The sequence below is a fragment of the Mesorhizobium sp. M1E.F.Ca.ET.045.02.1.1 genome, from assembly GCF_003952485.1.
Classification (GTDB): domain Bacteria; phylum Pseudomonadota; class Alphaproteobacteria; order Rhizobiales; family Rhizobiaceae; genus Mesorhizobium.
The window spans coordinates 631,296-655,053 of the sequence record NZ_CP034447.1 but is presented as its reverse complement, the minus strand read 5'-3'; the positions used below and the strand labels follow the sequence as shown (position 1 = coordinate 655,053).

The 23,758-nt window shown below is 61.6% G+C and carries 23 protein-coding genes; 22 read left to right on the top strand and 1 reads right to left on the bottom strand.

Going from position 1 to position 23,758, the window contains the following annotated elements; genetic code table 11:
• Positions 1-160: 160 nt before the first annotated feature.
• Positions 161-577 (bottom strand): hypothetical protein, encoded by a 417-nt coding sequence (locus EJ070_RS03050; RefSeq protein ID WP_245464792.1) that lies wholly within the window; start codon positions 575-577, stop codon positions 161-163.
• A gap of 913 nt (positions 578-1,490) precedes the next feature.
• Here EJ070_RS03050 and EJ070_RS03045 point away from each other — a divergent pair.
• The 22 genes from EJ070_RS03045 (at position 1,491) to glnT (ending at position 23,740) form a co-directional block, all read left to right on the top strand.
• On the top strand, positions 1,491-2,126 hold the full coding sequence (locus EJ070_RS03045) for a response regulator transcription factor (RefSeq protein WP_126095617.1): 636 nt from the start codon (positions 1,491-1,493) through the stop codon (positions 2,124-2,126).
• A 152-nt stretch (positions 2,127-2,278) separates the two neighbouring features.
• Positions 2,279-2,764: a hypothetical protein gene (locus EJ070_RS36120; protein WP_189350343.1), complete on the top strand. Its 486-nt coding sequence runs from the start codon at positions 2,279-2,281 to the stop codon at positions 2,762-2,764.
• Positions 2,765-3,027: 263 nt separating this feature from the next.
• Positions 3,028-5,721 carry a phosphoenolpyruvate carboxylase gene (locus EJ070_RS03035; protein ID WP_126089998.1) on the top strand — a complete coding sequence of 898 codons (2,694 nt, stop codon included), beginning with the start codon at positions 3,028-3,030 and terminating at the stop codon, positions 5,719-5,721.
• A 44-nt stretch (positions 5,722-5,765) separates the two neighbouring features.
• The gene (glyA, locus tag EJ070_RS03030) at positions 5,766-7,070 is read left to right on the top strand and encodes a serine hydroxymethyltransferase (RefSeq protein ID WP_126089997.1); all 1,305 of its coding nucleotides are present in this window, start codon (positions 5,766-5,768) and stop codon (positions 7,068-7,070) included.
• A complete protein-coding gene (locus EJ070_RS36115) occupies positions 7,067-7,237 on the top strand; it encodes a hypothetical protein (protein ID WP_189350341.1) in 171 nt (56 codons plus the stop codon). Before glyA ends, EJ070_RS36115 begins: the two co-directional genes overlap by 4 nt.
• A gap of 349 nt (positions 7,238-7,586) precedes the next feature.
• Positions 7,587-7,898 (top strand): hypothetical protein, encoded by a 312-nt coding sequence (locus EJ070_RS03020; protein ID WP_126089995.1) that lies wholly within the window; start codon positions 7,587-7,589, stop codon positions 7,896-7,898.
• Positions 7,899-7,908: 10 nt separating this feature from the next.
• Positions 7,909-8,292: a hypothetical protein gene (locus tag EJ070_RS03015; RefSeq protein ID WP_126089994.1), complete on the top strand. Its 384-nt coding sequence runs from the start codon at positions 7,909-7,911 to the stop codon at positions 8,290-8,292.
• A gap of 10 nt (positions 8,293-8,302) precedes the next feature.
• Positions 8,303-8,470 carry a hypothetical protein gene (locus EJ070_RS03010; RefSeq protein WP_189350760.1) on the top strand — a complete coding sequence of 56 codons (168 nt, stop codon included), beginning with the start codon at positions 8,303-8,305 and terminating at the stop codon, positions 8,468-8,470.
• A 10-nt stretch (positions 8,471-8,480) separates the two neighbouring features.
• Positions 8,481-9,878: an amino acid permease gene (locus EJ070_RS03005; RefSeq protein WP_126089993.1), complete on the top strand. Its 1,398-nt coding sequence runs from the start codon at positions 8,481-8,483 to the stop codon at positions 9,876-9,878.
• 58 nt (positions 9,879-9,936) lie between these two features.
• Positions 9,937-10,635, top strand: a complete 699-nt coding sequence (locus EJ070_RS03000) for a hypothetical protein (protein WP_126089992.1) — start codon at positions 9,937-9,939, stop codon at positions 10,633-10,635.
• Between the two features lie 8 nt (positions 10,636-10,643).
• Entirely contained in the window at positions 10,644-10,928 is a 285-nt protein-coding gene (locus tag EJ070_RS02995; protein WP_126089991.1) for a hypothetical protein, read from the top strand.
• A gap of 699 nt (positions 10,929-11,627) precedes the next feature.
• The gene (locus tag EJ070_RS02990) at positions 11,628-12,818 is read left to right on the top strand and encodes an aminotransferase class V-fold PLP-dependent enzyme (RefSeq protein WP_126089990.1); all 1,191 of its coding nucleotides are present in this window, start codon (positions 11,628-11,630) and stop codon (positions 12,816-12,818) included.
• Positions 12,819-12,828: 10 nt separating this feature from the next.
• A complete protein-coding gene (locus EJ070_RS02985) occupies positions 12,829-13,791 on the top strand; it encodes a CoA ester lyase (RefSeq protein ID WP_126089989.1) in 963 nt (320 codons plus the stop codon).
• Between the two features lie 19 nt (positions 13,792-13,810).
• Complete coding sequence (locus tag EJ070_RS02980; protein ID WP_126089988.1) at positions 13,811-14,995, top strand: malate--CoA ligase subunit beta; 1,185 nt, start codon at positions 13,811-13,813, stop codon at positions 14,993-14,995.
• A gap of 14 nt (positions 14,996-15,009) precedes the next feature.
• Complete coding sequence (sucD, locus tag EJ070_RS02975; RefSeq protein WP_126089987.1) at positions 15,010-15,909, top strand: succinate--CoA ligase subunit alpha; 900 nt, start codon at positions 15,010-15,012, stop codon at positions 15,907-15,909.
• A 52-nt stretch (positions 15,910-15,961) separates the two neighbouring features.
• Positions 15,962-16,930, top strand: a complete 969-nt coding sequence (locus EJ070_RS02970) for a D-glycerate dehydrogenase (RefSeq protein WP_126089986.1) — start codon at positions 15,962-15,964, stop codon at positions 16,928-16,930.
• Positions 16,930-18,234 (top strand): DUF4147 domain-containing protein, encoded by a 1,305-nt coding sequence (locus EJ070_RS02965; RefSeq protein WP_126089985.1) that lies wholly within the window; start codon positions 16,930-16,932, stop codon positions 18,232-18,234. The genes EJ070_RS02970 and EJ070_RS02965 overlap by 1 nt, the downstream gene beginning before the upstream one ends.
• 189 nt (positions 18,235-18,423) lie before the next feature.
• Positions 18,424-19,098: an XRE family transcriptional regulator gene (locus tag EJ070_RS02960; protein ID WP_245464913.1), complete on the top strand. Its 675-nt coding sequence runs from the start codon at positions 18,424-18,426 to the stop codon at positions 19,096-19,098.
• A 295-nt stretch (positions 19,099-19,393) separates the two neighbouring features.
• On the top strand, positions 19,394-20,290 hold the full coding sequence (locus EJ070_RS02955) for a glutamine amidotransferase (protein WP_126089983.1): 897 nt from the start codon (positions 19,394-19,396) through the stop codon (positions 20,288-20,290).
• Between the two features lie 5 nt (positions 20,291-20,295).
• The gene (locus tag EJ070_RS02950) at positions 20,296-21,033 is read left to right on the top strand and encodes a GXGXG domain-containing protein (protein WP_126089982.1); all 738 of its coding nucleotides are present in this window, start codon (positions 20,296-20,298) and stop codon (positions 21,031-21,033) included.
• An 8-nt stretch (positions 21,034-21,041) separates the two neighbouring features.
• Positions 21,042-22,370 (top strand): FMN-binding glutamate synthase family protein, encoded by a 1,329-nt coding sequence (locus EJ070_RS02945; RefSeq protein WP_126089981.1) that lies wholly within the window; start codon positions 21,042-21,044, stop codon positions 22,368-22,370.
• A 26-nt stretch (positions 22,371-22,396) separates the two neighbouring features.
• Entirely contained in the window at positions 22,397-23,740 is a 1,344-nt protein-coding gene (gene glnT, locus EJ070_RS02940) for a type III glutamate--ammonia ligase (protein ID WP_126089980.1), read from the top strand.
• The last annotated feature ends 18 nt before the right edge of the window (positions 23,741-23,758 follow it).

Below are 23,758 nucleotides of genomic sequence, written 5' to 3'. Positions count from 1 at the left end.
TACAGCGCTACCCTTGGCGCTAACCAAGGACCCGCAGAAACCGAAACGTTAGCTTGCGGAGCTTCAATGAGCTCCGCCTGATGTCGCCAAGGACAGCTGGCGCAAGGCGGTCGGCTCTGCGGATGCAAAGGTCAGCTTTCCACCCCGTTCTGGAAAGACGTCAGCCGGCGAGCTTCGGGCAATCTGATGGAGGCTGACCGGCTGCACCGCGGTCAGTCTCATCCCACATTGTTGAGCGGAGAAGAGCCTGCATATGCTCTGGCAGGTCGAGTTCGCCGCGCGCCTCGATCTCCAATAGATATCGGGCCTTGGCCCAGCGATCGCCCTCCCTGACCGCAGGGTAGGCGCAGATGGCCAGCAGTGCCTTTTCCTCTGCTCGGCTGGCTCTGTCGTAGTCGCGGCTGCTTCCGCCCATTTCATGGATGGCCTTGCCAAACACCACGTATTTCGTCTTGTGCGCCTCAATCAGCGCACGCAGTTCGCTGGACGGTTCTTGCTCTGGGCGTGGTGGCTCTGTGGCGGGAGCCGCTGCCGCAACGGTCGAGGCGACAACGGCGCTGCTGGAGTGAAAGAGCAAGGCGCGGCGGCTGATCCTGGACGTGGTGAACTCTCCTCTTCACTTCATGGCAGGCAAGACCGGGTGTCGCAGAAACCACCATGCCGTAACACGAAGGTTCGCGCATTCATGTCAGGATGGGTGGCCGTCACGGCTTACGGCCAACCTGGCTGGGGTGATGCGGGCGCGACGTCTGGCTCGTGATCTCTACCTCTCCCCACGCGCCCATCCCGCGCAGCGGGTTCGTTCTTCGGCCCCCAACCAGCGCTCGTACCCTTGGTCAACATGCATTCATCGACCCCTTTTGTGGGATTAAGACAGAGATACCGCTTGCATTGAAAACTAGTCCTCCTCCTGGTCCTTAGGTTCGCCGGACAATACGAGAGAATACGAAGGAAATGGGTTGGCGAACCACCCGCTAACGTATTGATTTTCTGTCGAAAACAATGACCCTCCGGGCCCACCATAACCGTTGATTCTATTGATAAAAAGTGACCTCAGCCCAAAACGTTTTGGGCCCATTATGGGCCCAGAGAGTCGGCGTCGGCTACGTTTTGTTCTTGCTCGATTTGTTCACTTGACGACTCGCAGGGTGGCTCGTCGCTTCATGGCATCGCGTTCGTTGATCGCACGGGCGATATCAACTGCGATCCGAAAGGGTTCCCAACCCTGGTCAACTCATGTGCAAAAAAATTCATGCCAAGAAAAATATCGAGCACCATCCGGTCTGGGGTTGTGGCGAAAAATTGTACTAGAAGGAAAATAAAATTCATGGTATGAATTTAGAATGCGCTATTCAACGAGACCGGTAACGCTGGGACCCGAAGCAGGTCGGAGTCACCGATCAATCGTGGAAGAGAGCAGGGGAGAAGGTGCTGGAACCCAAGGTGTGCGCCTGCGTGCCGCCACGGTCGGTTGGGATCAAGTGATATCGATGGGCGGAGAGACAAGGTTCAGAGTCTTGATCGCGGAGCGCAACCCGCTTGTGGTTGCTGCACTGACCGACATGATCTCGCGGGATCGTCGCTTTGATCTTGTCGGCAATGTGCAGACCGGCGAAGCCTTTCTCCAGGCGGCATCAGCCGCGACCGCTCAATTCGATCTTGCCGTGGTCGGCTGGAAACTGTCCGACATGAACGGCGCCAGCTTGCTTACGGAAATGCAGCAGCGCAACCTTTGTGCGCGCATCGTGATCTTTTCCAATGACCACGACGTAGCCATTCTCAGGCAGTGCGTGCGCCTCGGCGCCCAAGGGTTCTGCTATCAGTTCGACGACCCGGCGGTCCTATTCGACACACTGACCGCGGTCGCGCAAGGCCGGATTTGTATCCCCTATGTAGATGTCTCGAAAATCAACGACACGCCGCTTTCGCGGCTGACGACACGCGAGAGAGAGTTGCTGTCGGTGCTGGCCGATGGCTGGACCAACATTCAGATCGCAGCCCGCACCGGAATTTCTGAGAATACCGTCAAATATCACCTCAAAAATCTGTACGAAAAACTGGACGTTCGCAATCGAGCGATGGCGGTGGCGCTCTATGCCGGTGAAAGAAATCGCGACCGTCTTTGAGTTCAAGAAAATTGTCGCCGGCATCGGCTAGCGGCCTGCCAATTCGAGGCCGGCCAGATAAATCTCCTGCCTTAGGCGAAGAGGTATCCTGAATATCTAAAGCGCGTCGCGCTGAAGCGGAGCCAGGCGACGCGCTTTAAGTCTTTGTTTTGATGCATGTCGTTCCCCCAAAACCGCTGCGCACTTTTGGGCGACATGCATTAAACGTGCTCGGAAGGGCGACGGCACAGTCGAGTCGCCGGAGCGCACAAGGGTATCACAAGCCTCGCGGCTTCAGCGTAAAGTATGCGGTCCGCAGCGCGAACCACGCTCATACCAACGATCGCGCCAAGAACGCCTTGCGTTCTGAGCGGCAGCAGATCGGTACAGTCGCCCATTCTGACGAAAATTCTGCTGATCTGTACAGGAACGCCGTGAATCTGGACGAAAGGCTCGTCGTCGCTCTCCCTCCATTCTTCGAGAGCTTCAAGCGCATCATGGAAAGCGTTCTGAAGGGTGATTGGAGCATGCCCTTCGAAGAGACCAGGAAGCACTTGCTGCACGTCCATATCCTTTCGTTCCGCATGATAGCGCCGGACAACAAGCGTTATTCCGAAGGCCAGCGATTTTTACCAAGGTGCAACATTGTTGCATATTAGGCAAGTAGCACTTTGCGGGCGAGACGCACTGGACCAACGATTGGATAGGATTGTGATTTCTGCCTGGCCGGGTAGTCCTGGACACCCTTGCCGACCACCATCTGGACTGGGCATCGACCTACCCAATCGAATGGCAAATCTACCCGTCCGGGCGTTTTCAAGGAGCAAAAAAACCTGTCTGCTTCCAAATGGCTTTCTTAGTTTCCCGAGGCGCCTGCTCAGGTCGGCCGTCCGGGATAACGCCTAGACGAATGGGTGCCGCTTTGGACGACAGCAGACTGCTCAGCTGTCACGAGGACGTCAGAAGCCTTCTGTTCAGGCTGCTGACCTCTGTCGTCAGCGAACGTGAACCTGGGATAGCCGGCGTTCCGGCCGGGCGTGTTAGTCTCGACACTCTCGCCGATGCTCAGCGCATCCCTGCTCTCCAGGCGACCGGGATATGGTTCCAGCTCGTCGCTATCGCCAACGAATTGCTCGCGATGCGTTCACGTCGCGAGCTCGAGCAGATGGGTGGCGCGGATGAGGTGATTGGCTCCTTCGCCAATGTCGTGGGCGAGATCGCCGCGGCCGGCTATCCGGCCGAGGAACTGCAGGGTGCCCTCGATAGGCTGAATGTCGGGCCAACCATGACCGCCCACCCGACCGAGGCCAAGCGCGTCACTGTTCTCGAAATTCATCGGCGCATCTACCGTAAGCTCACCGAACTCGAGCAGCAGCGTTGGGCGCCGCGCGAGCGCGAGCAGCTGATCGACGATCTCAGGAGCGAGATCGAGCTATTGTGGATGTCGGGGGAGTTGCGACTTGAACGGCCCTCGGTCGAAAGCGAGATTGCATGGGGGCTGCATTTCTTCCGGGAGGTGATTTTCGAGGCGACGCCGAAGATCTATGATGCCATCGAGGAGGCGTTCGCCCGTCACTACCCGAAATACGATCTCAAGGTGCCGTCCTTCATGCGCTACGCGTCGTGGATCGGTGGAGATCGCGACGGCAATCCAAATGTCACGGCCAAGACCACCGCTCAGGCGCTCACGGAATGCCGCCAGGCAGCCATCAATTGGTACATCCAGCAGGTTCGCCGGTTGGTCGCCGTGCTCAGCATCAGCGCGAATGTCGTCGACATTCCGGAAGACTTCAACAAGGCGCTCGGCCACGCGCTGCATCGATCCGGCGCGGCTCGGGAGATCGTGGCGCGCAATCCGGGAGAGCCGCTGCGGCAGTTCGCGGCCGCGATGCTGGATCGCCTGCGGGCAATGCTCGGTGAGACGGCGGCCAAGCCGTATGCCCGGTCAGAGTTGTTCAAGACCGACCTGCGGCACCTCGAAACGGTCCTTGCCAAAGTGGGCGGCAACCACGTTGCGCGGCGCTTTGTTCGCCCTTTGCGCCAGCAGGTCGAGACCTTCGGCTTTCGTACGGTCGCATTGGACATTCGCCAGAACTCGACGGTCGTCAATCGGGTGCTGTCCGAGCTTTTCAAGCACATGGATGCGGACAAAGCACCGGCGCTCGATACGCCGCAATGGGCCCAGCGCATTCGTTCGGCACTCAGCGCCGGCGAACAGCTTAGGATCGATCGGCAATCGCTCTCCGAGGAGGCGCGGGAACTTCTCGACCTATTCGACGTCATCCGCGAAGCCTCCTCAGGGCCGAACGGCGGTGCGATTGGCGCCTTCATCTTGAGCATGACTCGTTCTTCCGAGGACCTGCTGGCAGTTTATCTGCTCGCCCAATATTCCGGTATGGCCACCGCGCTCGACGGCAGCGGTGCGATCGCACTGCGCGTCGTGCCGCTTTTCGAGACTATCGGCGACCTGCGCGCCGCGCCTGATGTTCTGGATCAGCTTCTTTCAGTCTCGATCGTGCGCCGTTCCGTGCGCGACTTCGACAACCGGCAGGAAGTCATGCTGGGATACTCCGACTCCAACAAGGACGGTGGTTTCCTTGCTTCGAATTGGGAATTGAATAAGACGCAAAGACGCATCCACGCCCTCAGCCAGAAGCGCAAGATCGCCATCAGCTTCTTCCACGGCCGCGGCGGCTCTGTCAGTCGAGGCGGTGCGCCGACAGGTCGAGCGATCGCTGCTCAGCCTGCTGGCACAGTTGGCGGGGCGATGCGCGTGACCGAGCAGGGCGAAGTCGTGTCATCGAAATTCGCAAATCGCGGTACGGGACTCTATCAGCTCGAGATCCTTGCTGCGAGCGTCTTCGCCCATACCGTCAAATCACACAATGAGCCTGAGTTAAGGGACATCCCTGAGTTCAGTGAGGCGCTGGAGGCTTTGACCGGCATGTCGCAGGCGTCCTATTCGGGCCTCATCAACGAGCCGGGCTTCATCGACTATTTCAACCAGGCGAGCCCTGTGGAAGAGCTGTCGCTGCTGAAGATCGGTTCGCGTCCGGCCCGCCGCTTCGGCGCGCGCGACATTTCCGATCTGCGCGCCATTCCCTGGGTTTTTGCCTGGAGCCAGAACCGGCATCTGCTGACCAATTGGTACGGCATCGGCAGCGCGCTCAACTCGTTCCTCACTGTTCGCGGCAAGGCCGGGTTGGAATTGCTCCGGCAGATGTTCGAGCGCTCGCGCTTTTTCCGCCTCATCGTCGACGAGGTCGATAAGGGACTTTACCAAACCGACATGGAGATCGGCCGGCTCTACGCTGGGCTGGTGCAGGACCACGAGGTGGGCGAACGGATATACCGCAAGATCGCCGCCGAATATGCTTTGACCCGCAAGACCATTGCCGAGATCAATGGCGGCCTGAAGGTTTCGCAGCGCTTTCCGGCCTTCAAGCAGCACTTCGACCGAATCAGGCCGCAGCTGGACGGCATACATCGGTTGCAGGTGCAGCTTTTGCGCGAAGTTCGCGCGCAGGACGGCACGACGGCCAAGCCCAAGCGTGCGGTCAACGCGCTGCTGCTTTCGATCAATTGCATTTCAACCGGTCTGGGCTGGACCGGGTGAGACCATAGTGTTGGCGTTGTGTCGCGCCGCAAGGGAGGAGCTTCATGAACATCTCGACCAAACCTGACACCGGCGCCGCAAGTCGTTTCTTCAGCGCAGGAGTAGCTGTTGCGGACCATGCCGTCAGCGACGCCATGCAGCGGGAGCTCTCTCGCCAGCGCAACGAGATCGAGTTGATCGCTTCCGAAAACATCGTCTCCAGAGCGGTGCTCGAGGCACAGGGTTCGGTGCTGACCAACAAATATGCGGAGGGTTATCCCGGCCGCCGGTACTATGGCGGCTGCCAGTTCGTCGACGAAGTCGAGGATCTGGCGCGCGAGCGTGCCAAGGCGCTGTTTGGCTGCTCGTTTGCAAACGTACAGCCGAACTCCGGCAGTCAGGCCAACCAGTCGGTCTTCATGGCGCTGATGCAGCCCGGCGACACCTTTCTGGGTCTTAACCTCTCCGCCGGCGGGCATCTCACGCACGGCGCGCCGGTCAACCAGTCCGGCAAGTGGTTCAACGTCGTTTCCTACGGGGTGCGGCCAGACACCCATCGCATCGACCTCGATGAGGTGCGCGACCTGGCGCGCAAGAACCAACCCAAGGTGATTCTTGCCGGCGGGTCGGCCTATCCCCGCATTATCGATTTCAAAGCGTTTCGTGAGATCGCCGACGAAGTTGGGGCCAAGCTGTTCGTGGACATGGCGCATTTCGCCGGCCTGGTGGCCGGCGGCGTCCACCCCAATCCCCTCGAACACGCCCACGTGGTGACCACGACCACACACAAAACCCTGCGCGGCCCCCGTGGCGGCATGGTGCTCTCCAACGACGAGGAGATCGGGAAGAAGATCAACTCGGCGGTGTTTCCTGGTCTGCAGGGCGGGCCGTTGATGCACGTCATTGCTGCCAAGGCAGTCGCCTTCGGCGAGGCGCTGGCGCCGGAATTCAAGGCCTATGCGTCAAACGTCGTCGCCAACGCCAAAATCCTTGCAGAGACACTTGCCAATGGCGGTGTCGACATCGTCTCAGGCGGCACCGATACGCATTTGATGCTGGTCGACCTGCGGCGCAAGGATCTGACTGGCAAGGCAGTGGAGACCGTGCTTGGCCGCGCCCACATCACCTGCAACAAGAACGGCATTCCCTTCGATCCGCAAGGACCGACGGTCACGTCCGGTGTCCGGCTCGGCACGCCGGCGTGTACGACGCGCGGTTTCCTCGCCGACGAGTTCCGTCAAGTCGGCCGTCTGACGATGTGCGTCATTGATGGGTTGGCCGCCAAAGGCGAGAGCGGCAACGCAGCTATCGAGGCGGCTGTGCGCGAGGAAGTGCAGGATTTGGTCGGCCGATTTAAGATCTACGAGTGACCCTTGCCGGAGCAGAGGTGTTCGCCCGTGAAGTCGGAATTGCCCTTGCTGAGCAGGCCGGCATGACCGACCTGGAGCAATTCCAGGAAAAGTGTGTAGCGGTTTTCCGTCCGGAATTGCGTAAGAACAAAGAGATAGAGCGGTTCGCCGTTTCCATGAAACGGTGAAACGCTCTCGCGTTCAACCGTTGATGGATCAGCGCCGGAAGCTCTGATCGCCGAGCGCAATTCCGCTGGGGATCAAGGCGGTTTTGCGGCTTTCGACGGCCGCTCCGCGCAACCGAAAAGGCGTGGCCCCAAACCTGTCGAGACGATGGTGAACGCGTGGCGCGCGAAGGCAAATCTATATCCGGGTTCAAATCTGTTCAGGAGCATCTCTGCCTTACCGACGCCATCCACTATCTGCACCGCGTCACTTGACAGGAAATTAACTTTGCCGGATATTCCTGTTGGGAAATTAATTTTCCCTACCGCAAAAGCGCAATGAAGCCGAAAATGGCCGCCTGGAGGAGAACAAATGGAAGCGACAATCAGTAGTCGAACTGGCGAACTCAGCCTCAACCAGCGCATCGACAAAATGCACACTCGCGATCGCGCAGGCCTGTTGGCCTTCGTCATCGTGCTGTGGGGCACACTTCTTTTCGCGCTGTTCAGCGTCTGGCCGTACATCTCGATCCCCGCCATGCGCATCATCCTGTCGGTCGCATGCGGACTGGTGTTGGCGTTCAACACGGCGGCCATTGTCGCCATGCTACGCCACTATGAGGAAGACAAGCATTTCATCTACGGCCTTGACATCAAGCATCTCGACGAGATGCGCAGGCGCTAAGGAGCTGGCAATGGCATATCAACCTCCCAAACAGGGCCTCGCCGGTCAGGTCTTCGACGTCATTACCCTGCTCGTGCTGACGGTGGGCGCCCTCTATTTGCCCCTTTACCTGGGCTTTGCCGGCGCCGCCAAAACGCCTAACCCGATCGCCAATCCGACCTGGGAAGCGCTCGGTCAGAATGCGACCGAGGCCAAGCAATGGGCAGCGATCGGAATTACCGACCCGGCTGCGGCGAACGACATCATCACCGCCCGCTTCGATTACAGTTTCAGTTGGGCCCCGCTGCTCGTCATGGCGGTGCTGGTGATTGGCTATTTTGTCTTGGTCGTGCGGCTTTCGGACAGGGAATACCGCGAAGTGATCGAAGAACGCTTCGATCCAAAGCGGCGATAGGAAGGCGACCATGGATATCTGGAACATTCTTGAGTACGTGGCCTGGGCCCTCTCAGCCATGTTCGGTGCGCTGATGCTCATGAATCTCATTCGCATCGACACCACCTACGACAACGAGTTGCTGACCTCATCACGCGAAGGCGAGATCGAGGTGACGGCCGAACGCCACCAGATCTGAGGGGACGGAAATGGCAAACGTGACTATAACCGCACCCGCAGCCGAGCGGCTTCAACTCCTGCGCGTTCTTGGCCCCGCCCATATCTGGGCGCTCGGCGTCGGCATCGTGCTCGTCGGCGAATATATGGGCTGGAACTTCTCTGTCGGCAAAGGCGGCATGATCGCCGGGCTCGCCGCCTGCTGGGTGGCTGGCCTGCTCTACACCTGCGTGGCGATGATCGACTCCGAAGTGACGTCGACCATTGCTGCCGCCGGTGGCCAGTACGCTCAGGCCAAGCATATCGTCGGGCCGTTGATGGCGTTCAATGTCGGCCTGTTCCTTGTCATGGCCTACACCATGCTCGAGGCGGCCAACGCGATTACGGTCGGCTATCTGCTTGACACGGTCGCTGGGATGATGGGCCATACCGGCCTCAACCAGAAGCCGTTCATCATCCTTTCCATCATGTTCCTGGCGTGGCTCAATTTCCGCGGCGTTTTGGCTACACTGACCTTCAATCTGGTCATCACGGCCATTGCCTTCCTGGCAATCATTGCCCTGTTCGTCTCGGTGCAACTCGGTGCCTCCGCCGTGCCGATGGACTTTTCGGCGATCACGACCTCTCCGCTTCCCTATGGCTGGATCGGCATCGTCGCGGCCCTGCACTTCGGCTTGTGGTACTATCTCGGCATCGAGGGAACCTGCCAGGCGGCTGAAGAAGTCCGATCGCCAGCGCGTTCGCTGCCCTACGGCACCATGGCCGGCATCATGACGCTGCTGATTGCCGCGACCATGACCTGGTATGTCTGCTCAGGTCTCCTGCCTTGGGAATATCTCGGTCAAGCCGGAACGCCGCTCTTCGACGCCGCGCGCGTCACGGGCAACACCGGCCTGATGGTGCTGCTCTTCGTCGGTACGATGTTTTCGACACTCGCTTCTGCGAACGGATGCATCAACGACGCTTCGCGTGCCTGGTTCTCGATGGGCCGCGACCGCTACCTGCCGAGCTGGTTCGGCGCGGTGCACCCGGTCTACCGCACGCCGTACCGGTCGATCGTATTCCTGGTTCCCATCGCCCTCATCTTCGCGCTCGGCGCGCCGCTCGACCAGGTCGTGACCTTCTCGATCTTGTCGGGCCTGCTCGGATACACCTTCATGACCTTCAACATGGTCATGTTCCGGCGCAAGTGGCCGCTCGACACAATCAAGCGCGGTTACGTGCATCCGCTCCACCCGCTGCCGGTGATTGTGCTTCTGACGCTATGCGCTGCTGCCTATTTCGCCGTTTTCCTCGGCTATGGCACGCAGCTCAGCGCGATGATGTGCTTCTACATCGTGGCATCGCTCTGGTTCCATTTCCGGCGCTACCAGTTCGTGCGTCGGGGTGACCAGTTCACCATGCCCTGGCCGAAGCCCGCCGGTTATTGAACCCGTAACGTGGCGGCGTGCCTTCTGCGCCGCTATGTTCTCATCAAGGCGATCTCGAATGATCACCACAATCGCTCTTGTCGCATTTGTCGCCGCTGCCTGTGCCTGGATGGGCAAGCGGGCGATCAGCGACCATCGTGCCATCCTCGCGCAGCGCAGGAGGCTTCTTGACGAGGCGTCGACGCTTTTTCCAGACGCTCGGATCACCTTCGCTCCCGACCAGTTTCCTATTCTCACAAGCCGCCTTGAGGACGGTCGTCAGGTCCGGGTTGAACTCCTTGCCGACACCATGGTGACGCGCCGACTGCCGCAGCTGTGGCTCAGAGTGACACTAAGCGAACTTCGCGAGTGCAGCCGGCCAGCGATTGGTGCGCTCGCCCGCCCGACCGGTGCTGAATATTATTCGCTCGTTCACGACTTGCCTGAATGGATGGCGCCGCCGGACACGGACACTTCACTATTGATGCGAGGCGACGGTCGCGCCACTGCGTGGCAGGTCGAGCGTGCCGCAACGATGTTCCGCAGCCTCTTTTCCGATCCGGGCGTGAAGGAAGCCGTCATTGCGCCGCGCGGCACCCGGGTGATCCGTCACGCCGCCCAGGGCGAGCGCGCGGCACATCTATTCCTGCGGCAGATCCGCTTTGCCGTTGTGACGATTTCAGCCGACCTCGTCAGCAAGGCGGTCGTGGAGGCGAAGTCATTGAGCGAGGCGCTGGCTGCGGGCGAGTCCACTATTCCAGTCTACGAAGCCGCCTGAGGTCGTCGATGGACAAGCCAATCAATCCCTATCTGGTCCTTGCTCTGGCGATACTCTTCCCCGGGGCGGGTCACTTCGCTGTGCGCGACGCAAAGCGCGGGCTGGCGTTTGCTTTCTTCGTGCTTTTCTTTTCGGTGATCAGCTACACGACGACAACACCGGATCAGTCGTACATCGGGCGACATGCGTTCGGGTTGTTCGTATGGGCTTTGTCCATCCCGGATGCCTATCGTCGGGCCCGGATCCTGGCGACGGTGGCAGCAAGCGGGAGGCATCACAGCCGTCTCGCTTGAGCGAAGATACTGCGAGTTCGCGCCGGTTCGTGCTCGCGTCGGCAGTCGCCAGGGCCACCAAGCCGCAACGAGGCCTTCTTGTCAGTATTCCATTTCGCTGCCGCGTGGCGTCGCGCAGCGAGGCGTGTAATGCATCGACGATGGTACTTTCGGCGCCGCCTCCGCAAGAAAGTTCGGCTGATAGCTGGTCGCCAGAGCGACGCATGCGCTTCCAGTGGCGCCGCATCTTGAACGCCCGCGGTTTCCGCCAAATTCCACAGCGGCACCGGCCGTCAGTCATCGCGGGTGCGCTGCACGAGTGCGATGACTAGACGGGTTGCACCAGCCTTTGCGAGGCCGCATCACGTCGAACCTCTCCCAACTGGTAGGATGTCCGACCGTCGTCGGATGGTCCGTTGGGTTGGGCGGTTGATGCAGGTCGCAATTCAAACCATCCCCACGCGGGCACGTTCTGCGCCCAGCGGTCTCAGCGCGCAGGTTCGGTTTCCGTGTTTGCCGGTGCCATAGGCAAACTCGACAGCGCGCGGGTAGGGTCTGACCTATCCGATAGGCGCATCTGGGCTTCTGAAAGTGTGGGCTCGACCCAATGCCAGAAGGCTCATGGAATCTATCTGGACAGGTGTTGTGAGCGGATGGGCAATCTCGATGATGGTTCGGCAGGGCACTTTGTCTGCGAAGTCTTTCGGGAGGATCCTCTTTATGGCCGGCTTTACCCATCTTTTCATCCCAGGACCGACCAATATTCCGGAAGAGGTCCGGCAGGCCATGAACCTGCCGATGGAAGACATGCGTGCTGCTTCCTTCCCCAATCTCACGCTGCCGCTGTTCGAGGACATCAAAAAGGTCTTCAAGAACGAGACCGGCCGCGTCTTCATCTACCCCTCGTCAGGCACCGGCGCCTGGGAAGCGGCGATGACCAACGTGCTCAGCCCCGGCGACCGGGTGCTGATGTCGCGCTTCGGCCAGTTCTCGCATCTGTGGGTCGACATGGCCGAGCGCCTCGGCTTCGAGGTCGACGTCATCGACTGCGAATGGGGAACGGGCGTGCCGCTCGACCTCTATGCGGAGAAGCTCCGCGCGGACAAGGCGCATCGCATCAAGGCGGTGTTCTGCACCCAGAACGAAACCGCGACCGGCGTCACCAGCGACGTCGCCGGCTGCCGCGCCGCGCTCGATGCAACGAACCACCCTGCCCTTCTCTTCGTCGACGGGGTGTCGTCGATCGGCTCGATCGACTTCCGCCAGGAGGAATGGGGCGTCGACTGCGCGGTCAGCGGCTCGCAGAAGGGCTTCATGCTGCCGGCCGGACTCGGCTTCCTGTCGGTCAGCAAGAAGGCGCTCGCCGCGTCGCGGGTGGCAACCCACCGGCGCTGCTACTTCTCCTTCGAGGACATGATCCGCGCCAACGATACCGGCTACTTCCCCTACACGCCCGCCACGCAATTGCTGCGCGGCCTGCGCGCCTCGCTCGATCTCATCGCCGAGGAAGGCCTGGACAACATCTTCGCCCGCCACCATCGCCTGGCGGAAGGCGTGCGCAAGGCGGTCGACGCCTGGGGGCTGAAGCTGTGCGCCAAGGCACCGCAATGGCATTCCGATACGGTGAGCGCCATCCTGGTGCCGGAAGGCATCGACAGCGCCGAAGTCGTCAAGCGCGCCTACCGCGCCTACCAGACCTCGCTCGGCGGCGGCCTCAACAAGGTGGCCGGCAAGGTCTTCCGCATCGGCCATCTCGGCTGGCTGAACGAGGTGATGGTGCTTGCATCGCTCTCCGCCGCCGAACTGGCGCTGCTCGACTGCGGCGTGCGCCTGGCGCCGGGTTCGGGCGTGGCGGCCGCGATCGAGCATTTCAGGCGCACCGCCGCGATGCCGGTCGCCGAGGCGGCGTGAGGAGCGGACGATGAGCCACACCATCAACCACCTCAAGAAACTGAGGCTGCAGCGCAGCGAACTCGCGGTTCCGGGATCGAGCCCGGAGATGATCGACAAGGCGGCGAACAGCGCCGCCGACTTCGTCTTCCTCGACATCGAGGACGCTGTCGCGCCGCCCGACAAGGAGCGCGCCCGCAGGAACATCATCCAGGCGCTCAACGACATCGACTGGCGCGCCAAGGGCAAGACAGTCTCGGTGCGCATCAACGGCCTCGACACCCATTACATGTACCGCGACGTGGTCGACGTGATGGAACAGGCCGGCGACCGGCTGGACACGATCCTGGTGCCGAAGGTCGGCGTTCCCGCCGACCTCTATATGGTCGAAGCGCTGGTCAACCAGATCGAGATGGCCAAGGGTTTCAAGACCCGCGTCGGCCTCGAAGCCCTGATCGAGACGGCGCTCGGCATGGCCAATGTCGAGGCGATCGCCGCCACGCCCGGCCGGCTGGAGGCAATGCATTTCGGCGTCGCCGACTATGCCGCCAGCAACAAGGCGCGCACCGTCAACATCGGCGGGCTGAACCCCGACTATCCCGGCGACCAGTGGCATTTCGCCCTGTCGCGGATGACGGTCGCCTGCCGAGCCTACGGCCTGCGCGCCATCGACGGACCGTTCGGCGATTTCTCTGATCCGGAAGGCTACACGGCGGCTGCGAGACGCGCGGCTGCCCTCGGCATCGAAGGCAAATGGGCGATCCATCCCTCGCAGATCGCATTGGCCAACGACGTGTTCTCGCCGCCGGAAAAGGAGGTCACGCGTGCCAGGCGCATCCTCGAAGTGCTCAAGGAAGCCGAAGCGCTCGGCAAGGGGGCCGCGGCACTCGACGGCAAGATGATCGACGCCGCGTCCGAACGCATGGCCCGCAACGTGCTGGTGGTGAGCGAGGCGATCGAGCGCGCCGGCCAGGCACAGGCAGCAGCCCACTGAAAGTTTTCGGGAGGATAGAATGGACATTCATGAATACCAGGCCAAAGAACTGCTCGCCCGCCACGGCGTGCATGTGCCGCGCGGCGGCCTCGCCTACAGCCCTGAGCAGGCGACCTACCGGGCGCGCGAGATCGGCGGCTCGAAATGGGTGCTGAAGGCGCAGGTTCATTCCGGCGCGCGCGGCAAGGCCGGCGGCATCAAGCTCTGCTCCAATGACGAGGAGATCTCCAACGCGGCGGAGGCCATGCTCGGGCGCAAGCTGGTGACCCAGCAGACCGGCCCGCGCGGCAAGCTGATCTCGCGCCTCTATCTCGAAGAGGCGGTCGACATCGCCCAGGAGCTCTATCTCGGCTTCGTGCTCGACCGCAAGGAAGAGCGCGTCATGATCGTGGCATCGGCCGCCGGCGGCATGGAGATCGAGGACATCTCCGAAAAGAAGCCGAATTCGATCATCCGCGCCACGGTCGATCCCGGCGTCGGCATGCAGGGCTTCCAGGCGCGCGAGATCGCCTTCGGCCTCGGGCTTGAAAGCAATCTGATCGGCAAGGCCACCGAAACCATCCTCGGCTGCTACCAGGTGTTCCGCGACTACGACGCCTCGATGCTGGAGATCAATCCGCTGGTGGTGACCCGCGACGGCAACCTGGTCGCGCTCGATGCAAAAATGTCGTTCGACGAGAACGCGCTGTTTCGCCGACCGGAAATCTCGGAGCTGCGCGACAAGAGCCAGGAAGACCCGCGCGAGACCTTCGCCAGCGACCGCGGCCTCTCCTATGTCGGCCTCGACGGCAATATCGGCTGCATCATCAACGGCGCCGGTCTCGCCATGGCGACGATGGACATGATCAAGATCGCCGGCGGCGAGCCGGCCAACTTCCTCGACATCGGCGGCGGCGCCTCGCCCGAGCGGGTGGCGAAATCCTTCCGCGCCGTGCTCGGCGACAGACAAGTCGAGACCATCCTGGTCAACATCTTCGCCGGCATCAACCGCTGCGACTGGGTGGCCGAAGGCGTCATCAAGGCGATCCGCGAGGTCGGCGTCGACGTGCCGCTGGTAGTGCGGCTCTCCGGCACCAAGGTCGAGGAGGGACGCAAGATCCTGGCCGAATCCGGCGAGGCGGTGATCGTCGCCGACACGCTCGCCGAAGCCGCCGAAAAGGCCGTCGCCGCCTGGCGCGAAGCCGCCAAGAAAAAAGCAGCCTGAGGGAGGTCGAGAAAATGGCAATCCTGCTCAACCGCAGCACGCGCGTCATCGTCCAAGGTTTTACCGGCAAGATCGGCAGCTTCCATGCCGAGGACATGAAGCGTTACGGCACCAAGCTGGTCGGCGGCGTCACCCCCGGCAAGGGCGGCCAGACGCATCTCGGCCTGCCCGTCTTCAACACCGTCAAGGGCGCGGTGCGCGAGACCCGCGCCGAGGCCAGCATCGTCTTCGTGCCGCCGCCCTTCGCCGCCGATTCGATCATGGAAGCGGCGGATGCCGGCATCAAGCTTTGCGTGTGCATCACCGACGGCATCCCCTCGCAAGACATGATGCAGGTCAAGCGCTACATGCGCCGCTACCGCTTCGAGGACCGTATGCGCCTCGTCGGGCCGAACTGCGCCGGCGTCATCACGCCCGGACAGGCGCTGATGGGCATCATGCCGGGCAGCATCTATCTCCCCGGCCGCGTCGGCATCGTCGGCCGCTCCGGCACGCTGGGCTATGAGGCCGCCTCACAGATGAAGGCGCTCGGCATCGGCGTGTCGACCAGCGTCGGCATCGGCGGCGATCCGATCAACGGTTCGTCCTTCAAGGACATCCTGGAACTGTTCGAGCAGGACGACGAAACCGACGCCGTGGTGATGATTGGCGAGATCGGCGGACCGCAGGAGGTCGAGGCTGCCGAATGGGCCAGGCACAACATGACGAAGCCGCTGATTGCCTACATCGCCGGGCTTTCGGCGCCGAAGGGGCGCCGCATGGGCCATGCCGGCGCCATCATCTCGGCCTTCGGCGAGTCGGCGCAGGAGAAGGTCGAGATCCTGAAGGACGCCGGCGTCGTCATCGTGCCGACGCCGGCCGCATTTGGCTCGACCATCGCGAACGTGCTTGGGCAACGGAAAAAGGTTGCCTGACCGGTTCTGAAGCGGCGTTAACGATCATCCTTCTGTTGATGAGGGGATTCAGATGAGACCACGCGTCATAGTCACGCGCCGCTGGCCCGCGGCTGTCGAGCAGGTACTTGCTGAGCGGTTCGACGCAACGCTCAATCGGTATGATACGCCGCTGACTTCCAATGAGCTCAGGGCTGCGTTCCGGGATTTTGAAGCGATCTTGCCGACTGTCAGTGACAATTTGTCGGCGTCTGTCTTCCCTGAAACCAAGGTTCGAACCAAGGTCATTGCCAATTTCGGCGTCGGCTTCAGTCATATCGATATCGACGCTGCACGCAGGCACGAGATCGCCGTGACCAACACTCCCGGCGTGCTGACCGATTGCACTGCCGACATCGCCATGTGCCTGATGCTTTCGGTCGCTCGTCGGGCGGGCGAGGGCGAACGTCAGTTGCGCGCCGGCGAATGGCCCGGTTGGTGTCCGACGCACATGATCGGCTCGAAGGTCTCCGGCAAAACGCTTGGGATCATTGGAATGGGCCGGATCGGCAAAGCGACCGCCCAACGCGCGCGGTTCGGCTTCGGCATGAACGTGGTCTTTTACAATCGCTCGAAAGTGGACGACGAAGAAATCGTTGCCATGGGAGCCAGACAACTGTCGAGCGTGGAGGAGGTGCTGGCACAGGCGGACTTCGTGTCGCTTCATTGTCCTGGCGGCACTGAGAACCGGCACCTTATCAATGCTTCCCGCCTGGCTGCGATGAAACGTGGCGCCTTTCTCATCAACACCGCCCGCGGTGACGTGGTCGACCAAAACGCCTTGATCGAAGCGCTAAGGCGCGGCGAGATCGCCGGTGCCGGGCTCGACGTTTTTGACGGCGAACCTCAAATTCCAGAGCCGCTGAAGCATATGGAAAACGTCGTGCTTTTGCCGCACCTCGGCAGTGCTACCAAGGAGACCCGGGTGGCCATGGGAATGCAGGCAGTGGAGAATCTGGTCGCGTTCTTCGACGGGCGCCCGGTGCCGGATCGGGTCGTGTGATGAGCCTCGACAGCTCGGCTTCCTCCTGGGTTGAGCTGCGGATGCAGGCGTTCCAGCTGTTTCGCCAAGGCATTGCCGCATCCGATCCCGAGGCGGCGGTCGCGTCCGCCTTGAAAGCAAGAGAGTCCGACATCGCCGCCGCTCGCGGCGTCATCCTGATTGCCTTGGGCAAAGCGGCGTGCCTGATGACAGGGACGGCGCTGCGTTTCGTCGGGGACAAACTGCGCAAGGCGTGCGTGGTCACCAGTCGCGAAAACGTGTTGGACATCGAGGGCATTGAGGTCATTGTCGGCGGTCATCCGTTGCCTGACGAGGGAAGCCTCGAAGCCGGCAGGGCGATTGAAGAGGCCGTGCGCTCGGCGTCGCCTGAGGACCTCATGCTGCTACTGATTAGTGGCGGGGGCTCAGCCCTCGTCTGCGCGCCTGCGCCGGGTATTTCACTTGCCGATAAGGTGGCACTCAACGAAGCCCTGGTTCGTTGTGGCGCCGACATTTCCGAAATCAATGCTGTAAGACAGATCTTCTCAAGACTGAAGGGCGGGCGTCTCGCGGAACTGACGTCAGGCGCCAAGACGCTGTCGCTGGTACTCTCGGACGTGCCCGGCGACGATGTCGCCACAATCGCTAGCGGGCCTACGGCAAAGCCCGCGACCGGTGTTTCCGACGCCGTCATTGTTCTTCGACGTCACAACCTGCTTAAGGTGCTTCCCGCGATTATGCGCAGGCAACTGGACGATCTGGTTGCTGGCGAAGATCGCGCATGTGCGAGCTTTGATCATGTCGAAAATGTCGTGATCGGCAGCAACGCCATCAGCCTGCAGCGCATGATGGATAGCGCCAAAGAGCGCTATTTCACGGTCATCAAGGCCGCCGACTGGCTGAACGGAGATGTTTCGGAGGCGGCCCAAGCTCTTCACCGCCTCGCCCTGGTCACGGCGAGACACGAGGGGCCGGTGGCAATCGTCGCCGGAGGAGAGACGACTGTGAGGGTACGCGGAAGCGGGAGAGGCGGGCGCAACCAGGAACTGGCTCTTCGGTTTGCCCTTCTAAATGAACGACAACCGATCCGGCGTCCATGGGTCTTTCTCAGTGGTGGCACCGACGGTCGGGACGGACCGACAGACGCGGCGGGCGCCCTTGTCGATCCCGGATCAACAGAACGGATGCGCCGGCATGGCTGCAAGCCAGAAGCCCATCTGAGAAACAACGATTCCTACCCTGCATTGGCGACTTCAGGCGATTTGCTTCTCACGGGGCCCACCGGGACAAATGTCGCCGACCTGCAAATACTGCTGATGAAATAGCCTCAGCAGCCGTGGGCGCTCAGGCGTCGCCTTCTCGTCAATTATCCTGAGTTGTATCCTCAGCTAAAGATGTTTACTGTTGGTAAAATGAATCAACCAACGGCAGTGAACATGGCGACGGCTAAGGCGGGTAAAATGCAGGCGGTAAAGGCGGAGAAGAAGGGCGGCAAGGTGCTGACTCCGGTTAAAATGGCAGGACCGGTAATCGCCAGCTCTCCGCCGCCGCCACGCGGCAAGCCTCTCAGCCAGGATCCCCACGCCGTTCGCGACACGCGCGAGAACGTGCTCGAGGTTGCGATCGGCCACGAGGTTCGCGCCTTTCGCAAGAAACTGGGCATCACCGTTGCCGATCTCGCCGTCACCACGGGTCTTTCGGTCGGCATGCTGTCCAAGATCGAGAACGGCATCACCTCGCCGTCATTGACCACGCTGCAGGCGCTATCGCGCGCGCTGGGCGTGCCGGTGACTGCATTTTTTCGCGGTTTTGAGGAAGAGCGCAAGGCCGTCTTCGTCAAAGCGGGATCGGGCGTGGATGTCGAACGACGCGGTACGCGTGCCGGACACCAGTATACGTTGCTGGGCCATATCGGTTCGGATTCGAGCGGAGTTGTCGTCGAACCCTATCTCATTACGCTGACAGAAGACTCCGATGTCTTCCCGACCTTCCAGCATGACGGCATGGAATTCCTCTACATGCTGGAAGGCGAGGTCGTGTATCGCCACGGCAACAATCTTTACCGGATGACGCCGGGTGATAGTCTGTTCTTCGACGCCGACGCGCCGCACGGTCCAGAAGAATTGACGCATTTGCCGATGCGATATTTGTCAATCATCTCTTATCCCCACGGGCGCGGAAACGGCTGACGTAATCCGCCGTTCATTCCAACACTGGCTATGGATGCGTGGGCTGCGCAGGCGCCGTCGCGTGTCCAGCTTCGCGCGTCAAACCTACGCGCCGTCATCTGCCGCTCTTTGAGTTGCCCTGCGGCAGACGTCACGGATCTCCGCCAGACCGGTGGCTTTCAACGCGAGGGTCCGGATCTTAACCGGTTCCTACGAGTTTGTGTTTTTCTAGAGGAAAAAAAAATTCATGACAGTTGAATTGCAGTGGGGAACCTGCTAGCCTCCATGTCAGGTAACAACCAATGGAGGTGACGGGATGTGTGGGATTGTTGGACTGTTCCTGAAAGACAAATCGCTTGAACCCAAGTTAGGCGCTCTGCTGTCGGAAATGCTGGTCTCGTTGACCGACAGGGGGCCGGACAGCGCCGGCATAGCTATCTATGACAGTGGAGCGGCCGGGCACGGCAAGATCACCATCCAGTCATCGACCCCCAAGGCTGATTTCGAAGGGCTCGAAGTCGAACTCAGCAAGAAGATCGGGGCCAAGGTCTCGTCGATCGTGAAGTCGACCCATGCCGTCCTCGATGTCCCCGCTGACAAGCTCGAGGAAGCCCGCGCTGCGATCGCCGAGCTACGTCCAAACGTGCGCCTCATGGGCGTCGGCGAGGCGATCGAGATCTACAAGGAAGTCGGTCTGCCGGCCGACGTGGTCAAGCGGTTCGACCTGGCCAGGATGGGTGGCAGCCACGGCATCGGTCACACACGCATGGCGACCGAGTCCGCCGTTACCACGCTGGGCGCGCATCCCTTCTCGACCGGCCCGGATCAGTGCCTTGTGCATAACGGCTCGCTCTCGAACCACAACAATCTTCGCCGCGAGCTGATCCGCGACGGAATGCGCTTCGAGACCGAGAACGACACCGAAGTCGCGGCCGCCTACCTCTCGTCCAAGATCGCTCACGGGCAGAATCTCGGCGAGGCGCTGCAAAGCAGCCTGGACGACCTCGACGGCTTCTTCACCTTCGTCGTCGGCACCAAGAACGGCTTCGGCGTCGTGCGCGATCCGATCGCCTGCAAGCCCGCTGTCATGGCCGAGACCGACCAGTATGTCGCCTTCGGTTCGGAATATCGCGCATTGGCGAACCTGCCTGGCATTGAGGAAGCCAGGGTTTGGGAACCGGAGCCGTCCACCGTCTATTTCTGGGAGCACTGAGGATCATGAATATTTCAAATGTTGCCACGGCGCCATCGCGTGAAGTGAGCTTTGCGCGGCGTGTCTTCGACCTCGGCAAAAATTCGCTTCGCGAGCTGAACCAGGCGCTGCACAATCTCGCCCCCGGCTCGAACGAGACCGCCTGGGAAGTGCTCAATCCGAAAGGCAGCCATTCGGTCGCCGTCGGCGTCGACCAGCCGGTCAGCATCGATGTGCGCGGCAGCGTCGGCTATTACTGCGCCGGCATGAATGACGGCGGCACTATTACCGTGCACGGCTCGGCCGGACCCGGCGTCGGCGAGAACATGATGTCGGGCCAGATCGTGGTCAAAGGCGACGCCAGCCAGTATGCCGGCGCCACCGGCCGCGGCGGCCTGCTGGTCATCGAGGGCAACGCCTCCTCGCGCTGCGGCATCTCGATGAAGGGCATCGACATCGTCGTGCGCGGCAATATCGGCCACATGTCGGCGTTCATGGCGCAGTCCGGCAATCTGGTGGTGCTGGGCGACGCCGGCGATGCGCTCGGCGACTCGATCTATGAGGCCGGGCTTTTCGTGCGCGGGAAGGTCAAGAGCCTAGGCGCGGACTGCATCAAGAAGGAGATGCGGCCCGAGCACATCGCCCTGCTTCAGGACCTGCTCGACCGCGCCGGCATCAAGGATGCCAAGCCGGAAGAGTTCTCCCGCTACGGCTCGGCCCGTACGCTCTACAACTTCAACATCGATAACGCTGACGCATACTGAGGACGACCATGAGCTACCACAATCCTCCGACGACGCCGCGCAAGTCAGCGACCTTCGATGACTATGCGATCTCGGAAATCCGCCGCGCCGCCTCCACCGGCATCTACGACATCCGCGGCGGCGGCTCCAAGCGCAAGGTTCCGCATTTCGACGACCTTTTGTTCCTCGGCGCCTCGATCTCGCGCTATCCGCTGGAGGGCTATCGCGAGCGCTGCGACACCAGCGTGGTGCTGGGCTCGCGCCATGCCAAGAAGCCGATCGAGCTGAAGATCCCGATCACCATTGCCGGCATGAGCTTCGGCTCGCTGTCCGGTCCGGCCAAGGAAGCGCTCGGCCGCGGCGCCACGCTCGCCGGGACATCCACCACCACTGGCGACGGCGGCATGACCGAGGAGGAGCGCGGTCATTCCAAGACGCTGGTCTACCAATACCTGCCGTCGCGTTATGGCATGAACCCGCGCGACCTGCGCCGCGCCGATGCGATCGAGGTCGTCGTCGGCCAGGGCGCCAAGCCCGGCGGCGGCGGCATGCTGCTTGGCCAGAAGATCTCCGACCGCGTCGCCGAAATGCGCACGCTGCCCAAGGGCATCGACCAGCGCTCGGCTTGCCGTCATCCCGACTGGACCGGGCCGGACGATCTCGAGATCAAGATCCTGGAGCTGCGCGAGATCACCGACTGGGAAAAGCCGATCTATGTCAAGGTCGGTGGCGCTCGCCCCTATTACGATACCGCCCTTGCGGTGAAGGCCGGCGCCGACGTCGTGGTTCTTGACGGCATGCAGGGCGGCACCGCCGCCACGCAGGAAGTGTTCATCGAGCATGTCGGCCAGCCGACGCTTGCCTGCATCAGGCCGGCGGTGCAGGCGCTGCAGGATCTCGGCATGCACCGCAAGGTGCAGCTGATCGTTTCCGGCGGCATCCGCAACGGCGCCGACGTCGCCAAGGCGCTGGCGCTCGGTGTCGACGCGGTCTCGATCGGCACGGCGGCGCTGGTCGCGCTCGGCGACAACGATCCGCGCTGGGAGGCGGATTACAACGCGCTCGGCACCACCGCCGGCGCCTATGACGACTGGCATGAAGGCAAGGACCCGGCGGGCATCACCACGCAGGACCCCGAGCTGATGAAGCGGGTCGACCCGATCGTGGCCGGACGGCGGCTCGCAAACTACTTGAAGGTGATGACGCTGGAGGCGCAGACCATCGCCCGCGCCTGCGGCAAAAATCACCTGCACAATCTCGAGCCGGAAGATCTCTGTTCGCTTTCGATCGAGGCGGCAGCCATGGCCGGCGTGCCGCTCGCTGGGACGAATTGGGTACCAGGGCAGGGTGGCTTCTAAAACCAGAAGAATGGGAGCAGTAGACAATGAATAAGGCCTTTGAAGCCAAAATCGATCAGTCTGAGGGGGCTGATCTCCAAGAGTTCGCAAGGGTTCGCAACGTCAAGTATTTCATGGTCTCGTATACGGATCTGTTCGGCGGCCAGCGCGCAAAGCTGGTGCCGGCGCAGGCCATCGGGGACATGCAGAAGGAGGGCGCAGGCTTCGCCGGCTTCGCCACCTGGCTTGACCTGACGCCGGCGCACCCCGACATGCTGGCGGTGCCGGATGCTTCTTCGGTGATCCAACTGCCGTGGAAGCCGGAAGTCGCCTGGCTTGCTTCCGACTGCCTGATGGAGGGCAAGGGTGTCGGCCAGGCGCCGCGCAACACCCTGAAGCGGCTCGTTGCCGAAGCCGCCAAGGAAGGCATGCGCGTGAAGACCGGCGTCGAGCCGGAATTCTTCCTTGTCACGCCCGACGGCAAGCAGATCAGCGACGAGTACGATACGGCGTCGAAATCCTGCTACGACCAGCAGGCGGTGATGCGCCGCTACGATGTGATCGCCGAAATCTGCGATGCCATGCTCGACCTTGGCTGGCAGCCCTATCAGAATGACCATGAGGATGCGAATGGCCAGTTCGAGATGAACTGGCAATTCGACGATGTCCTGGCCACAGCCGACAAGCATTCCTTCTTCAAGTTCATGGTCAAGTCCATTGCGGAGAAACATGGTCTCCGCGCGACTTTCATGCCGAAACCCTTCCAGGGCCTCACGGGCAGTGGTTGCCATGCCCATATCTCGGTATGGGATCTCACCGGCAAGACCAATGCTTTCGCCGACAAGGAAATGGAGTTGGGTCTGTCGGAAAAGGGCAGGCACTTCCTGGGCGGCATCATGAAGCATGCCTCGGCACTGGCGGCGATCACCAACCCGACGGTCAATTCCTACAAGCGCATCAATGCGCCGCGCACCATCTCGGGCGCGACCTGGGCGCCGAACACGGTGACCTGGACCGGCAACAACCGCACCCACATGGTGCGCGTGCCTGGCCCCGGCCGCTTCGAGCTGCGTCTGCCAGATGGCGCCGCCAACCCCTACCTGATGCAGGCAGCCATCATCGCCGCCGGCCTCAGCGGCATCCGCACCAAGGCTGATCCAGGCCAACGCAGCGACATCGACATGTACAAGGACGGGCACACCGTCACGCATGGCGCCAAGCTGCCGCTCAATCTGCTCGACGCGCTTCGCGCCTATGACGATGACGCCGAGTTGAAAGCAGCGATGGGTGAGGAATTTTCCGCCGCCTACATCAAGCTCAAGACCCAGGAGTGGAACTCCTACGCTTCGCACTTCACGCAGTGGGAGCGCGACCACACGCTGGACGTCTGAGTCCGCGTAGAAAATCGC